Annotated in this window: 12 protein-coding genes; 7 read left to right on the top strand and 5 right to left on the bottom strand. The window is 45.1% G+C overall.

The window, feature by feature from the left end; all coding sequences use genetic code 11:
- Positions 1 to 101: 101 nt before the first annotated feature.
- Positions 102 to 1,508, top strand: a complete 1,407-nt coding sequence (locus C0J08_RS00155; protein WP_212654126.1) for an alanine/glycine:cation symporter family protein — start codon at positions 102 to 104, stop codon at positions 1,506 to 1,508.
- 124 nt (positions 1,509 to 1,632) lie between these two features.
- Here C0J08_RS00155 and C0J08_RS00150 read toward each other — a convergent pair whose 3' ends face one another.
- The gene (locus tag C0J08_RS00150) at positions 1,633 to 1,848 is read right to left on the bottom strand and encodes a DUF2798 domain-containing protein (protein ID WP_212654125.1); all 216 of its coding nucleotides are present in this window, start codon (positions 1,846 to 1,848) and stop codon (positions 1,633 to 1,635) included.
- A gap of 150 nt (positions 1,849 to 1,998) precedes the next feature.
- Between C0J08_RS00150 and C0J08_RS00145 the strand changes: the two genes are divergently transcribed.
- Together C0J08_RS00145 and C0J08_RS00140 are read left to right on the top strand one after the other, a co-directional pair.
- Complete coding sequence (locus C0J08_RS00145) at positions 1,999 to 2,889, top strand: LysR family transcriptional regulator (RefSeq protein WP_212654124.1); 891 nt, start codon at positions 1,999 to 2,001, stop codon at positions 2,887 to 2,889.
- 72 nt (positions 2,890 to 2,961) lie between these two features.
- Positions 2,962 to 3,768 (top strand): TSUP family transporter, encoded by an 807-nt coding sequence (locus C0J08_RS00140; protein ID WP_212654123.1) that lies wholly within the window; start codon positions 2,962 to 2,964, stop codon positions 3,766 to 3,768.
- A gap of 206 nt (positions 3,769 to 3,974) precedes the next feature.
- On the opposite strand, the gene C0J08_RS00135 is transcribed toward C0J08_RS00140, so the two are convergent.
- Positions 3,975 to 6,863 carry an FAD-binding and (Fe-S)-binding domain-containing protein gene (locus C0J08_RS00135; RefSeq protein ID WP_212654122.1) on the bottom strand — a complete coding sequence of 963 codons (2,889 nt, stop codon included), beginning with the start codon at positions 6,861 to 6,863 and terminating at the stop codon, positions 3,975 to 3,977.
- Between the two features lie 240 nt (positions 6,864 to 7,103).
- On the opposite strand from C0J08_RS00135, the gene C0J08_RS00130 reads away from it, so the two are divergent.
- The gene (locus C0J08_RS00130; protein ID WP_212654121.1) at positions 7,104 to 7,880 is read left to right on the top strand and encodes an FCD domain-containing protein; all 777 of its coding nucleotides are present in this window, start codon (positions 7,104 to 7,106) and stop codon (positions 7,878 to 7,880) included.
- Between the two features lie 7 nt (positions 7,881 to 7,887).
- Here C0J08_RS00130 and C0J08_RS00125 read toward each other — a convergent pair whose 3' ends face one another.
- Positions 7,888 to 9,177, bottom strand: a complete 1,290-nt coding sequence (locus C0J08_RS00125; protein WP_212656205.1) for an MATE family efflux transporter — start codon at positions 9,175 to 9,177, stop codon at positions 7,888 to 7,890.
- A 406-nt stretch (positions 9,178 to 9,583) separates the two neighbouring features.
- Here C0J08_RS00125 and C0J08_RS00120 point away from each other — a divergent pair, with 406 nt between their 5' ends.
- Both C0J08_RS00120 and C0J08_RS00115 read left to right on the top strand, forming a co-directional pair.
- The gene (locus tag C0J08_RS00120; protein ID WP_212654120.1) at positions 9,584 to 9,787 is read left to right on the top strand and encodes a hypothetical protein; all 204 of its coding nucleotides are present in this window, start codon (positions 9,584 to 9,586) and stop codon (positions 9,785 to 9,787) included.
- A complete protein-coding gene (locus C0J08_RS00115) occupies positions 9,788 to 10,213 on the top strand; it encodes a group II truncated hemoglobin (protein WP_212654119.1) in 426 nt (141 codons plus the stop codon).
- Between the two features lie 101 nt (positions 10,214 to 10,314).
- On the opposite strand, the gene norR is transcribed toward C0J08_RS00115, so the two are convergent.
- Entirely contained in the window at positions 10,315 to 11,928 is a 1,614-nt protein-coding gene (gene norR, locus C0J08_RS00110; RefSeq protein ID WP_349304779.1) for a nitric oxide reductase transcriptional regulator NorR, read from the bottom strand.
- Between the two features lie 204 nt (positions 11,929 to 12,132).
- Here norR and hmpA point away from each other — a divergent pair, with 204 nt between their 5' ends.
- Positions 12,133 to 13,323 (top strand): NO-inducible flavohemoprotein, encoded by a 1,191-nt coding sequence (gene hmpA, locus C0J08_RS00105; protein ID WP_212654117.1) that lies wholly within the window; start codon positions 12,133 to 12,135, stop codon positions 13,321 to 13,323.
- 83 nt (positions 13,324 to 13,406) lie between these two features.
- Here the strand turns inward: hmpA and C0J08_RS00100 are convergent, their stop codons facing one another.
- Entirely contained in the window at positions 13,407 to 14,048 is a 642-nt protein-coding gene (locus tag C0J08_RS00100) for a glutathione S-transferase family protein (protein ID WP_212654116.1), read from the bottom strand.
- Positions 14,049 to 14,084 lie beyond the last annotated feature (36 nt).

The raw sequence follows: 14,084 nt of genomic DNA, 5'->3' as shown, positions 1-14,084 counted from the left end.
GCGCGTTTCTTAGAACACTTTTTTTACCCAAAAAAGCCGTTCTAACATTCAACCCACGAACAATAAAACGATAATTCTATCGAATAAGGGGAGTGCCCTACATGGCAGCCATCATAGACTTTTTAAATACGATTTTCTGGGGTTATATCCTCATCTACGGACTACTAGCAGTAGGCGTCTATTTCACATTACGCTTAGGTTTTATCCAAGTTCGACGCTTTCCAGAGTTTATCCGCACCGTTCTAAAGGCCCCACAATCGGATCGTGGTGGCATCTCACCTTTCCAAGCACTTTGTACTAGTCTCGCTTCTCGAGTAGGCACAGGTAATATGACGGGGGTCGCTGTAGCCTTGTATCTTGGTGGCCCAGGTGCCATTTTTTGGATGTGGGTGGTGGCTATTATCGGCATGGCAACTGCCTACGCCGAAAGTACCTTGGCGCAATTGTACAAAATGCGCGATCAGAACGGTCAGTTGCGTGGTGGCCCAGCGTTTTACATCAGCAAAGGTTTAAAAGCCCCTTGGGCAGGCGCGGTGTTCTCCCTTGCGTTGATCTTGGCTTTTGGTTTGGTGTTCAATGCCGTGCAAGCTAACTCTATTGCCGGAGCGATGGAAGGCGCATTTGGCATCGACACCAGTGTGACAGGTATTGTAATCATGCTGTTGGCTGCGATTGTCATCTTTGGTGGCATCAAAAAGATCGCACGTTTTGCCGAAATCGTCGTGCCCTTCATGGCTGTGTTGTATCTGCTACTCGCTTTATATGTGATCTTCGCTAATATCTCTGACGTTCCTGCCGCTTTCGCACTCATCTTCAAAAGCGCATTTGGTATCGAACAAGCTGCTGGCGGTGTATTAGGTGCGATGCTCAACGGTGTGAAACGTGGTTTGTTCTCAAACGAAGCAGGTATGGGTTCAGCGCCAAACATTGCCGCCGTTGCCACACCAAACCCTCATCACCCAGCGTCTCAGGGTATGGTGCAGTCACTGGGTGTGTTCATTGACACCCTGCTAATCTGTACAGCAACCGCCTTAATGATTCTATTATCTGGCGCATTAGGTAACGGTCAAACAGGCATCATGCTGACACAAACGGCGTTAACCACGCATATCGGAAGTGCTGGTCATTACTTTGTGGCGATTGCCATCTTCTTCTTTGCCTTTACCTCCATCATTGGTAACTACAGCTACGCAGAAAACGCCCTAACTTACCTTAAATGGGCAAACAAACCAGGTATTGTCATCTTGCGTCTTCTGGCGCTAGCTATGATTCCATGGGGGGCGTATGAAAGCGTTGCCGTCGTCTTCAATGCCGCGGATGCCGCAATGGGCTTGATGGCGACTATTAACTTAATCGCCATCATGATGTTGTCTGGTTTGGTGGTTAAATTGACCAAAGATTACTTTGCTCAATTAAAAACCCACACCCCGGTCTTTAACTCAGATGACTACCCAGAAATCCGTGATGACATTGACCTAAGCGTTTGGGATGAAAAACCAAGCAAATAAGTCGCTCACACAGATTTAAGATGTCAGACAATAAAAAAACCGCTCTTGAAGTGACCCCATAAAGTTGGACTCATTTCTAAGCGGTTTTTTATGTCTGCGCGTTATGACAACGCATCTCATAATGCTAAATTTTAGCGGCTAATTTATGTGCCAAAGCATGCAAAAATGGCCCAGCGATAAAGGAAATAATACCCGCTGCTGGCCAAGCCAATGCCCAAGCATGCATCCAGAAAGTAACAAAATCAGGATGCAATCCAATATTCACGTAAGTAATCCATGCCGACATAATCAACGACAAAGTAAATGACATTAATATGGCAAAAATAATTCTATGTTTCATATTTCTCTCCTAGTGAACTCATCGTCTTCTCTAAAAAGAGTGCCCCAGACGAAAAGTAATAAATGACTCAAATTAATAAACTCTATACTAGCAAGCATCTGTATTTGTAAATATACTGATTTTTTAAAACCAAATTTACATAAATGCAAAATGCTTGATGATCTAAAGATATTTATCACAGCCGCTAATAAGAATAGTCTGACTGCTGCCGCTCAGCATCTAGACATGACCATCGCCACAGTCTCTCGGCGAATTAGCGCCCTCGAACACAAGCTAGGTTGTGAATTGCTAAATCGCTCAACCAAAGGGCTTACACTTACTCCCGTTGGGGAAAGCTATTACCAAGAATGCGCAGAGTTTATCGATGCACTAGATCAGCGTATTTCCAATCTAGATCAGACACTAAATAGCTTAAAAGGCGATTTGAAAATATTGGCTCCAGTGAATTTAGGTAGCGGGCCTCTGGATGCATTTTGGCAAGAGTTTGTTAAACTGTACCCAGATATTGAGCTCAACATAGAACTAAGCAACACCTTGCAAGACATTAAAGACACGAGAGCAGACATTGCCTTGCGATCAGGTTCATTGCCTAGCTCATCACTTATTCAAAAAAAATTGGGGCATATTGAACCTGTCTTAGTCGCTTCATCCAAGGCGCCTTTTCCTTTACCTCAAACGATTGATGACTTATTACAAACACCAAGTATTGCCTCTAATATGTTCGCAGATTGGTTACTGATAAAGGATCAAAATGAACATCATCCGCTGAATAAAGAACACCGACATATTAGTAACGATATGTCTATTACACTCAACCTCACAAAAGCAGGCGCTGGAATTGCTTTAATTCCCATGAGCATGGTGAGCGCAGACCTAGAAACCGGAGAGTTGATTCGCGTATTACCTGAGTGGCGAGGTCAAAATAGAGAAATTTTCTTAGTCTGGCCTTATCGACGCAGTTTGTCTGCGAGAGCTAAGTTATTAAAAGATGAATTAACAAAATTCCTCCACCAACAGACCTGGTTTCATCCAATCCCTTAGTTTAAAAGAAGATTTTCGTTACACTAGCGAACAACAATTTCACACAAGGCCTCACCTGATCAAAGGACAATCATGGAACATTTACTCTGGTGGCAGTACGCTTTAATCGGCGTCATTTTTATATGGAGCGGCTTTGTCCGCAGTGGTCTAGGCTTTGGTGGCGCAGTATTGGCTTTGCCCTTTCTATTATTAGTAAAAAATGATCCGCTGCTATTTTTACCGATTATTTCCATTCATCTTTTGGTCTTTTCCAGCTGGATTGCATGGCAAGGATCGAGAGCCACAAAAAAACAAGCCATACTCGCAGCAGAACGAGGCGAAGCGCCACAAGAAGCACAAGGCAATATCGCTTGGGGTTATTTAAAAAAAGCCCTCGGCATCATGATAGTGCCGAAACTGATCGGCGTATTTGGTTTATTAACCTTACCGGGCAACATAGTCACTGGCGTGATATTTGTCATTGTTGCTGTCTTTGCTGTGTCTTACATCCTGAATAAACCGTTTTATACCAACAACAAATTCCTCGATACCATCTTTCTTATGCTTGGCGGCTACGTAAGTGGCACTTCCTTAATCGGCGCACCGCTTATCGTCTCCGTCTTCGCCACCAAAGTTCCCCGCCATCAACTGCGCGATACCTTGTTCGTGCTCTGGTTTATTCTGGTGATGATCAAAATGGTGTCCTTCCTCATCGCTGGCATCGATTTACAACTCATCCATCAACTCTGGTTACTGCCTTGCGCCTTGATTGGTCACGTCTTCGGACAAAAACTCCACAACCGCATTCAAAAAGCCGAAACGCCCGTCTTCTTCCAATTCGTCGGCTGGGCGCTACTCATCGTCTGCGGATTTGGCTTGTACTCGACGTTTATGCTTTAGTCCGTGGTTTCGCCTTCAGATTTTTCGGTAACTGTCACTAGATCAACCCTCGCTTCGGCGCTAAAGCGAGAACGTCCGCTCGGCGTTGATCTAGTGACATTCGCTAAATGAACAATAGTGCCGACATAACATATTCAAGCTTATCAAGAGGACGTTTTGCGCTGACGACGTCAGTGACGCAAGCAAAACGTCCTCTTGATAAGCGGTTAGGAGACTGAGGATTGAGTCAGTTGATCTACCAGGTAGACGATGGATTGGTACTCGATGCCGCTGTGTTCCGATAAGCCAATCTCGCAGGTGCGGCTGTTTGAATAACCCACTTCGCAGCCGTCTACCGCTTTGGCTAAAGTTTTCAAGGCGCTGGCGTTGAGTTCGGGGGTCGAGAAGCCTTTGTCGCCAGCAAAGCCACAGCAGGTAATGTCTGGCGGAATCACCACTTCATCGGCCAGTTGGTGGGCAAGCTGTACGAAGCTGTCGGCGAGTCCCATGCGGGTGGTGCTGCAGGTTACGTGCAGGGCGATTTTACCGAGCTTTTCTTTCACCGTCAGGTTTGGCATCACATAAGTCGAAACAAAACCCACTTGTTCATGCAACTCCAAACAAGGATCAAGACTTTCCTGCATGCGTAGCAAGCAAGGGCTGACATCACAAACGATGGGGATGCGGCCATTATCGCTGGCAGCGAGCAGTAAACTATTGAGATCATTGGCTTTTTGGTTAGCGACTTCGAATTGACCTTTGGATTGGAACGCCATGCCACAGCATTGACTGTCGATATTATTAGGTACAGTGACTTTATAGCCTGATTTTTGCAATACAGAGAACATCACCTCCATGACGGAACGTTTATCTTCCGCATTCGGCCCAGCACCCATAACGCGAGTAGCACAGCTAGGGAAGTAAATGACTTCTTTCTGCCTGTTTTCAGATTGCATCTCATTACCTTGTCTCTTATTACCTTGCATTACGGCAATCGACTTCAAAGACGCCGCCGCGTTGGGCATTTGTTTATGCCATTTCGGCACTGCGCCATGAGATACCTTATTCATCATTGAGGTAACAACAGACATACCAGAGTTGCCAATAATTCGACGGGCACCGCCAGCAAGGCCAAGCCCCATTTTTGCGGTTTTGGTTACGCCTTCAAAATGATCGGCAACCCAATAACCGACTTTGCTATCTGGATGGCGATCGTGACGTAATTCGCGGGTTAAATCGCCCGTATTGATGCCAACTGGACATTGCATCGAACACAAACCACAGCCAGCGCAGGTATCAATGCCTTGATAATCATAGTCTTTTTTCAGTTCAGCAAGACGCTGCGGATCTGTACCCATTGCGGTCAATCGCTGAATCTCGCGCCAAATCACTATACGTTGGCGAGGCGTTAACGTAATGGATTTTGATGGACAAGAGGATTCGCAAAAGCCGCATTCGATACAGGTATCGACCTTGTCATTAGCTTTTGGCAAGGGTTTGAGGTTCTGTACATGCAAGTTAGCATTGTGGGATAAGATCACATCTGGATTAAGCAAGCCTTGTGGATCAAAAGCGCGTTTGATTTGCCACATAATGTCGTAGGCTTCTTTGCCCCATTCCAGCTCCACATAAGGCGCCATGTTACGGCCTGTGCCGTGCTCTGCTTTTAACGAACCTTTGTATTTCACCGCCACTAATTGTGCCACTTCATCCATTAGTTGCTCGTAGCGTTTCACTTCCTTCGGATCATCAAAACCTTGGGTAAACACAAAGTGCAAATTACCTTCCAAAGCATGACCAAATAAAATCGCCTCGCTGTAGCCGTGTTTTTGAAACACGCCTTGTAACTCCAGAACACCTTCTGCGAGTTGTTCGACAGGGAAGGCCACGTCTTCAATGATGACAGTGGTGCCAACGGGACGTACCGCACCAACAGCTGGAAACAAACCTTTGCGAATTTTCCAATAGGAATCATAGACAACTTTGTCTTGAGTAAATTCAATCGGGTTCAATGTGGTTTGGCCGCTTAACGCTTGCTTCACCAAGGCTAGATTCGCTTCTAACTCCTCCGCATTGGTAGCGCGCACATCCACCAATAAACCTGCTACTTGTGGGCCGAGGGACGACAAGATTTCCGGCATGCCCGGTTTGCTTTCTACAGCACGTAAGCCAGCCCGATCAATCAACTCCACAGCGGCAACCGGTGACGTTTTAAGTGCCGTCACCGCTCGACAAGTACTTTCCATATCTTCAAAGAAAATCATTGCCGCGGCTTTAATGGGGTGATCGACCACGGTTTGATAAGTCACTTCGCTGATAAAGCCCAAAGTGCCTTCGGAGCCGATCATCAAATGCAGCAAGATATCAAAAGGGTCTTGGTAATCAATTAGGCTGTTTAAACTGTATCCTGTGGTGTTTTTTAAACGATATTTGTGTCTAATTTTGTCCGCTAGTGCCTTATTCGCCTGAACACTTCTTGATAAACGAATCAGCGTGTCTAACAAGTCAGCGTTGCGATTACCAAAGGCTAATCGGCTGGCTCCATCAGCGGTATCCAACAAAGAACCATCGGCAAAAATTAGACGAGCACTTTGAATCGTATGATAGCTGTTTTGTGCTGTACCGCAGCACATGCCGCTGGCGTTATTCGCTGCGATACCACCAATCATACAGGCATTAATGGACGCTGGATCTGGGCCGATTTTTCGCTGAAAGGGCGCCAGCAGTTGATTGGCACGCGCACCGATAATGCCAGGCTGGAGAGAGATAGCATGACCATGGTCATGCATTCGATGACCTTTCCAGTTATCCGACAATTGCATCAAGATGGAATCGGTTACCGCCTGCCCAGATAAGCTCGTACCCGCCGCGCGAAAGGTCACAGGTAAGTTACGCTTTCTCGCTTCTTTTAGCACCCGCTGTACTTCCGCTTCATTATCGACCCGTACTACCAATTGCGGAATCAAGCGATAAAAGCTCGCATCCGTACCGTATGCCAAGGTGCGAAGTGGATCATGTATCAATCTACCTTCATCAATGCCGTTTTGCGCATCTTTTAAGGCAAGATATAAGTCGCGATATTGAGCCGCTTTAGAAGCAAAAGAGTCGGAGTTCATAGCAGGTTCCACAGCCAATAGCCTATTTTGTAAGTTCTAAGGAATAACGCTAGACAAATTGGTAATACCAATTTACCTTTTAAGTATAAGGCACATTAAAAACCTAATAGTATTTTGTCAACTGATACTTTTGTCGTTATTTCGTGAATTTTATCGGCAATTTTAATTGGTTTTACCACTTTTAAACTTATGCACAACTGGCAAAAATTCTAAATTCGAGAATAAATTTTAGGAAACGCTATGAATACCAATCACTTTGGTCGAGTTAAACAGCCGAAAATTTCCGACATCATCATGAAAGAACTCGAAAGCATGATTTTGGAAGGCAGCTTTACGGCGGGGCAAAAACTACCACCAGAAAGAGAGCTTGCAGCCCGCTTTGAAGTATCTCGCCCTTCGTTGAGGGAAGCCATTCAAAAACTAATCGCCCGTGGCGTGTTATTCAGCCGTCATGGTGGAGGAACGTATGTATCAGAACAGCTTGGCAGTTCTTTTGAAGATCCGTTGCAAGATTTGATCAGCTCTCATGATGAATTCTTATACGACCAATTGGAGTTTCGCGATGCGTTAGAGAGCCTTGCCGCGTATTATGCGGCGTTGCGCAGCACAGACGCGGACAAAACCAAACTCACACAGTGTTTTCATCAATTAATAGATGCGAATCAACATAAAGCCTTCGCTTTGGAAGCCAAGTTAGATGTGGAGTTTCACATGATCATTGCTGAAGCAGCACACAACGTAGTCTTGCTTCACACACTCCGCAGCCTGCACGCTATGTTAGCGAAAAGTATTTCAAGCAACTTAAGAAACTTATTCGAGAAACAAGCCGCACGCCAACGAGTGATGGAGCAACATGCGAATCTATATCAAGCCATTATGGATGGCGACGCCGAAGCGGCTCGGACAGCAGCACATACCCATTTGCTTTTTGTGGAAGACAACTTATTAAAAATGCGCCAAGAGGAAACACGAATCCAGCGCTCGCTTCGCAGAAACGAGCAGCAGAATTTACGTTGATCAAGGCTTAATGGTTCGCGAACCAAACCTCTTTTTTCATATTTTGCAGATAACACCAATATAAAGTGATGGCTCTAGCGATAAACAACATGGCTTGGCTAAGCCATAAACCATGATTGCCAAGGTCTTGAGTCATAAACCAAACCGGAAAGAACACGCCAACCACACAAATAATCATGGTGTTTTGCATTTGTTTTACGCTAGTTGTGCCAATGAAGACACCATCCAACATAAAGGACCAAATACCCAACAGAGGGAAGGAAATGAGCCAAGGTAGGTACAGAGCGGCATCGTCTCGAACGCTTTGCACACTGGTCAATAAGGCTATGATTTGATTACCAAAAAGCCAGAAAATCAGCATCAAAACTACGGCTGCGAGTAGCGCCCAATAAGTCGAAAGCTGAATCACCTTGTTAAAATTCGCTTTGTCTTTACGGCCATAATATTCGCCGCACAAGGCTTCCACCGAAAAAGCAAAACCATCCAAGGCGTTAGAAATAATCATCAAGAAAGTCAGCAACACAGCATTCGCGGCAAGAATAGAATCCCCTTGGCGCGCACCTTGGGCGGTAAAAAATAACATCACTAACAACAAGAGGATGGTGCGTACAAACAGGTAACGATTCACTTTGACTAACGCCATGTATTCGCGCCATTTCGCCAAAACACGTAAGGGTACATGGCCTGAAAAACCTTTCAATTTATGCCAAGCCAACACACCCGCTACCGTCACGCCAATATAATGGGCCGCCACCGTTGCCCACGCCACGCCATCACTGGCCATACCCAATCCATAAACGGCGACATAATCGAGAATCATGTTGGCAATGTTAATCACCAACAGCATCCACAGTGGTCCTTTAGAATATTGCACACCAAAGAACCAGCCCATTAAGGCATAACCGGCTAAGACCGCTGGTGCGCTAAGAATTCGCGCTTCACAATACAAACGCGCCCAAGGCTCTACTTCAGCACTGGGTTCCATTAAGGTTATCGCCAAATCAATCAATGGGGCTCGGAACAAAATCAAGATTAGCCCGATGAATACACCCATTAAAATGGATTGCAGAAGCAACTCACGAACACGCCTTTCGTCTCCTTGTCCAAGGGCTTGCGCTGTCAATCCAGTTGAGCCCATACGCAAAAAGCCAAACGCCCAAAATAGAAAGCTAAAAATGCTCGCACCAATCGCCACAGCAGCAAGATGGGTTGCTGTGGCTAAATGACCAACCACGGCTGTGTCGACTAAGCCAAGTAGCGGCGTGGTGATGTTTGATACCATTGGCGGCCATGCCATGCGCCAAATTTTTTGATTCAGTACAGCATTTGCACGATACGAGCGAAAAATAGAATTAGGGGATAACTTTAGCACTAGCGGCTCTCTTGTGTGTATCTTCAATACTGTGGATAAAAATCAAACAACAGATCAAATCTGCCACAGAAAAATCTGTGGAAAATAATAGCAGTTATTCACATTTACAGGTATTTATTCATCGTTTTGTGTAAATAATGAGCAAGAAATGCCTCTTGTCAGTTATTATCCTCATTTATAACCTAGTTACCCACAAATCCACATAGAAAAAACATTCTTAAATTAACGTCTCCTAATGTTGGATAAGTGATGCTTTTTTCCACAATCCTGCTCACATCTTCGCTGAAATTTGCTAGACTCGCGTATATTTTTTAACGCTCGGAGAACAGTTATGCCCAAGAAACTCAAACCCTTTATCGAAGGTTTAGCCGTCGGGTGTGTTTTTATCAGTATCACTATGCTGTTTCAAATTCCACTTTACATGAGTTTCATTATCGGGGCGTTGGCTGCCTTGGGCGGTTATCGCAATTCGATCAAAATGGATCAAGAAAAAGCCGCTAAAAAAGCACAAAACCAACCAAAAGACGTCGAATAAATGACCACTTCTAACCCGCCAACATATGGTGAAGGTGACGCAACATTACAAGCCGTGGGTGGATTAACAGGCTTACAAAGTTTGGTCGAAACCTTCTATAGAATCATGGAAAATACACCAGAATATCGTCCATTATTCGATATGCATCCAAGCGATATCGAACTGACCATAGATAAACTGGTGTCTTTTCTATCTGGCTGGATGGGTGGCGAGAAACTCTTTTCGAAAAAATACGGCCCAATCAGCTTACCGCAAGCCCATGCTCATCTAATCGTCACAGAGAAAGAAAAAGCCATGTGGCTCAATTGCATGGCCGCCGCTTTAGACGAACTGGGTTATGCTGAAGATTTGAAAGCCTATTTATTGCCCAAACTTGAGTTTCCTGCTGAGCGAATCCGACAGGTGAGTGCAGCGAGACACCAGTAAATTATTACCAGCGCTACTTGTAATCAAAGCCAATGACATTCTTACTCGAAACTAACGCCTACCTCAGCGGAATGTCGTTGCGCTTCCGAAACGCTTTACGATTAAGAACGTACTTCTTTGGCAACGACAATCCCTAAGCGTTTTGCCAAGCGAGCTAGGTTGGCGCGATCCATAGACAACTGCTGAGCCGCTTTGGTCCAGTTGCCGTCATTGCTTTCTAATGCTTTGCGGATTAAATTTCGTTGATAAGTCTCTGTTTCTAAACGTAAATCAATGGTTTTTTGTTTATCTGACGATGGCTCAGATATTACATTAGCCTGTACCTTTTCTTGATATCCATGATCAATTTGTAACCCAGTTAAGTGCATTGGCGTAATGGTTGTAATTTTTTTTGTTCGACCAAATTTCACGTTTTCAGTCTTAGCACTTTCTACCTTTGAACTCTCGGCCTTAGAAAATAGTGCCGCACGGGAAATGACGTGTTCTAGCTCTCTGACGTTACCAGGCCAATGATACGCTTCGAGCATGTCGATAGCCGACGCTGACAAAGCGAGTTGTTGAAGGCCTAATTTGCGTCGAAAACGCTCGGCGAAGAATCCGGCCAACAAAGCAATATCGCCTTTTCTATCACGTAGTGCAGGAACTTGAATCGGGAACACACTAAGACGATGGAATAAATCTGCACGAAAGCGATGCTCTGCCACTTCGGTTTCTAGATGCCGATTAGTGGCTGCTATGATTCGAACGTTTACCTTGCGTACTTGATCTTTGCCCACGGCTTGGATTTCTTGATTTTGAATAGCGCGCAACAAAGTCCCTTGTACTTCCAGCGGCAACTCACCAATTTCATCAAGTAATAAAGTACCGCCATCGGCCAATAGAAATTTACCGTCTCTGTCTCTATCGGCTCCGGTAAACGCGCCTTTTACATGCCCGAAAAGCTCACTTTCGATAAGATGATGAGGAATCGCAGCACAGTTTACGTATACCATTGGCGCTTCAGAGCGCGCAGAATGCTCATGTAATGCTCTCGCAACCAACTCTTTACCGACACCGGTTTCCCCTTCAATCAAAATGGCAAAGTCCGAAGGAGCGACCAGATTAATCGACTGTTTAAGGTCTTGCATGGCTTTGCTCTGGCCTATCATTTCATGGCTTTGTTCGCCCATTACTTTTAATACGTTTTGAGCATGTTGCGACTGGTTTTCTAATTTTTCCATTAAGATAGCGGTATTTAGCGTCATGGCCGCCATGGTGCCGATAATCTCCAACGCACGTGCATCAATATCATCAAAAACACCCGGCATGATGCTGTCTAGGGTCACCACACCAATTAATTTACCCTCCAAATAAAGCGGAACGCCCATACAAGAGTGCACTGGTAAATTGTCATCGTGGCCTAACACCATGCCATCGTAGGGATCGGGAAGCTGTGAATCTGCAGGAAAGCGAACAGGATAATGACCGCTACAGATCGCTTTCAAACGAGGGTGATCATTAATGGTAAAACGACGTCCCATCAGATCATCCGATAAACCTCGTTGGGCAAGTGGCGTGAGTACGCCATTGTTATGCGCTAATAGCACCACCGCATCGCAATTAATCGTTGCACGTACGGCATAAACCAATTGCTCGAAGCGATTTGCTTGTGTCACCGCGCTGGCAAGATCAAGAGCAAAACTCAACAAAGCGTTGTTAGAAACCTGATTCATCATTATCGGCTCAAAAGGTGAATTAGCAGCTATGTCATTTTGACTCAAAGGTATCATAAAGACTTTTCATTTTACGAGTCAAATTGACTCTCTGTTAATGTTAAAAAATTATAAAGTATTGATTTTATTTCCTATTTTTATTTGGCACGTCCTTCGCTATAGAAGAGTTATCAACGCATTTTTTTGCTCACTTAAAAAGGAAATACCATGTTAGCTCAACAGCATATCGACACAGTAAAAGCCACTATCCCTTTATTGGCCTCTGCAGGAACGGCCATTACTGAACACTTCTATCAGCGTATGTTTTCACATAATCCGGAGCTAAAAGATGTGTTCAACATGACCCATCAAAGAACCGGAGGCCAGCCTGCCGCTCTGTTCAATGCCATCGCGGCGTACGCAACACACATTGATAATTTAGAAGTGCTAACCAGTGCAGTGATGCGTATTGCGCATAAACACACCAGCTTTAATATTCAACCAAATCAATACGATATAGTTGGTCATCACCTCATTGAAACCTTACGAGAATTGGCGCCAGATGCGTTCACCAAAGACGTAGAAGAAGCTTGGGTAGCGGCATACACTCAGTTGGCCGAAATATTTATCAAAGTCGAAGGCGATCTTTATAAAGAACGCGCTGCGCAACTGGGTGGCTGGAAAGATTTCCGCCGTTTCCGTGTCGCTTCGAAAACACCTGAATCGGATTTGGTCACCAGCTTTGTCTTTGAACCTATCGATGGCGGCGCGGTAATTGATTACCAACCAGGCCAATACTTGGGCGTTAAGTTACATCCAAAAGGCAATGAGTTCGATGAGATACGTCAATACTCTTTATCAACCACAGCCAATGGCAAAAATTATCGCATTAGCGTCAAACGCGAAGGCGCAGGGGATATCAAAGGGGTTATGTCGAATTATCTGCATGATCACTTAAACGTGGGCGATGAAATTGACGTTATGCCACCCGCCGGAGACTTCGTGTTCCAAGACAAGCAAACACCTGTGGTACTGATTTCAGGTGGCGTTGGTTTAACCCCAATGCAAGCCATGCTGGATACACTCGCCAAACAGCAGTACAGCCACCCAGTGAGCTATTTACACGCTTGTGCTCACCAAGGTCAACACTCCTTTAAAGAGCACGTGAACAGCCTGAAGAAGCAACTGAATTTGTCCGTTCACACTTGGTACGAACAAGCCGACAGCGAAGAAGAGGGCGTAACAAAAGGCATGATGCAACTGGATGTCATCAAAGACAGCTTACCGCTGACGAATGGCGAGTTTTATCTTTGCGGCCCAGTTGGCTTCATGATGTTTGTTAAACAACAGTTACTCACACTTGGCGTAGAAGCCGACCGTATTCATTATGAATTGTTCGGACCACATCAAGAGGTTTAATAAACAAGTCACACACTAAGCTGAAAAACAAAAAAGCATGAGTAACCGATAATACTCATGCTTTGTTTTAATTAGAGATTTGATTAGGACTGGGCAAGCAACAAGGCTTGCTCTTTTTCCTCCACTCTTGTGAAGGTAGGGCGTGATATAACACGGTCAATGTAGGCGTCGACCACAGGATTCGTCGTAATGAGTCCAAACATGCGGCACCACTTCAAACTCAAGCCCCAAAGAATATCCACTGCGTACAGCTCTTCTCCCAATAAATAAGGGCCTTTGGCGATTTGATCGAATAGCGTTTGCAGCATTTTATCAAAGCTGCCATAGGATGATTGAGACGCCGCGACTTCAGGGCGATTAAACGCTTTGTCGATCACAGCGGGTTCAAAACTGCTGCCTTGATAGGCCATCCAACGTAAATACGCACCACGTTTTGGATCATTGAAAGCAGGCGCTAAGCCTTTTTCAGGAAACAGATCGGCCAAGTAGGTGTAACAAGCAACTTGCTCTGTAACCACAGTGCCGTTATGAACAAGGGTTGGAAATTTCCCCAAAGGATTGATAGCGAGAAACTCTGGTTGTTGATTTTCACCGGCTTTGAAATTCAGCACTTTCATGTCATAGGGAATCCCCAACTCTTCCAGCAATACCCAAATGCCAGTGCCTCGGGTTTGTGGAGCATGGTACAGGGTGATGGTGTCTTGGTTGCTTTGAATCTCGCTCATATCCGTTACCTCAGTAGGTTGTTAGATCATTTTTGG

It is taken from the genome of Marinomonas sp. CT5, from assembly GCF_018336975.1.
Taxonomy (GTDB): domain Bacteria; phylum Pseudomonadota; class Gammaproteobacteria; order Pseudomonadales; family Marinomonadaceae; genus Marinomonas.
Note: the sequence above shows the minus strand (reverse complement) of the source record. Positions and strands in the feature narration are given on the sequence as shown.

Excerpts from the sequence above, each read along its gene's own strand:
- C0J08_RS00155 (WP_212654126.1), top strand. The coding sequence starts at position 102 with ATGGCAGCCATCATAGACTTTTTAAATACGATTTTCTGGGGTTATATC.
- C0J08_RS00150 (WP_212654125.1), bottom strand. The coding sequence starts at position 1,848 with ATGAAACATAGAATTATTTTTGCCATATTAATGTCATTTACTTTGTCG.
- C0J08_RS00145 (WP_212654124.1), top strand. The coding sequence starts at position 1,999 with ATGCTTGATGATCTAAAGATATTTATCACAGCCGCTAATAAGAATAGT.
- C0J08_RS00140 (WP_212654123.1), top strand. The coding sequence starts at position 2,962 with ATGGAACATTTACTCTGGTGGCAGTACGCTTTAATCGGCGTCATTTTT.
- C0J08_RS00135 (WP_212654122.1), bottom strand. The coding sequence starts at position 6,863 with ATGAACTCCGACTCTTTTGCTTCTAAAGCGGCTCAATATCGCGACTTA.
- C0J08_RS00130 (WP_212654121.1), top strand. The coding sequence starts at position 7,104 with ATGAATACCAATCACTTTGGTCGAGTTAAACAGCCGAAAATTTCCGAC.
- C0J08_RS00125 (WP_212656205.1), bottom strand. The coding sequence starts at position 9,177 with ATGGCATGGCCGCCAATGGTATCAAACATCACCACGCCGCTACTTGGC.
- C0J08_RS00120 (WP_212654120.1), top strand. The coding sequence starts at position 9,584 with ATGCCCAAGAAACTCAAACCCTTTATCGAAGGTTTAGCCGTCGGGTGT.
- C0J08_RS00115 (WP_212654119.1), top strand. The coding sequence starts at position 9,788 with ATGACCACTTCTAACCCGCCAACATATGGTGAAGGTGACGCAACATTA.
- norR (WP_349304779.1), bottom strand. The coding sequence starts at position 11,928 with ATGATGAATCAGGTTTCTAACAACGCTTTGTTGAGTTTTGCTCTTGAT.
- hmpA (WP_212654117.1), top strand. The coding sequence starts at position 12,133 with ATGTTAGCTCAACAGCATATCGACACAGTAAAAGCCACTATCCCTTTA.
- C0J08_RS00100 (WP_212654116.1), bottom strand. The coding sequence starts at position 14,048 with ATGAGCGAGATTCAAAGCAACCAAGACACCATCACCCTGTACCATGCT.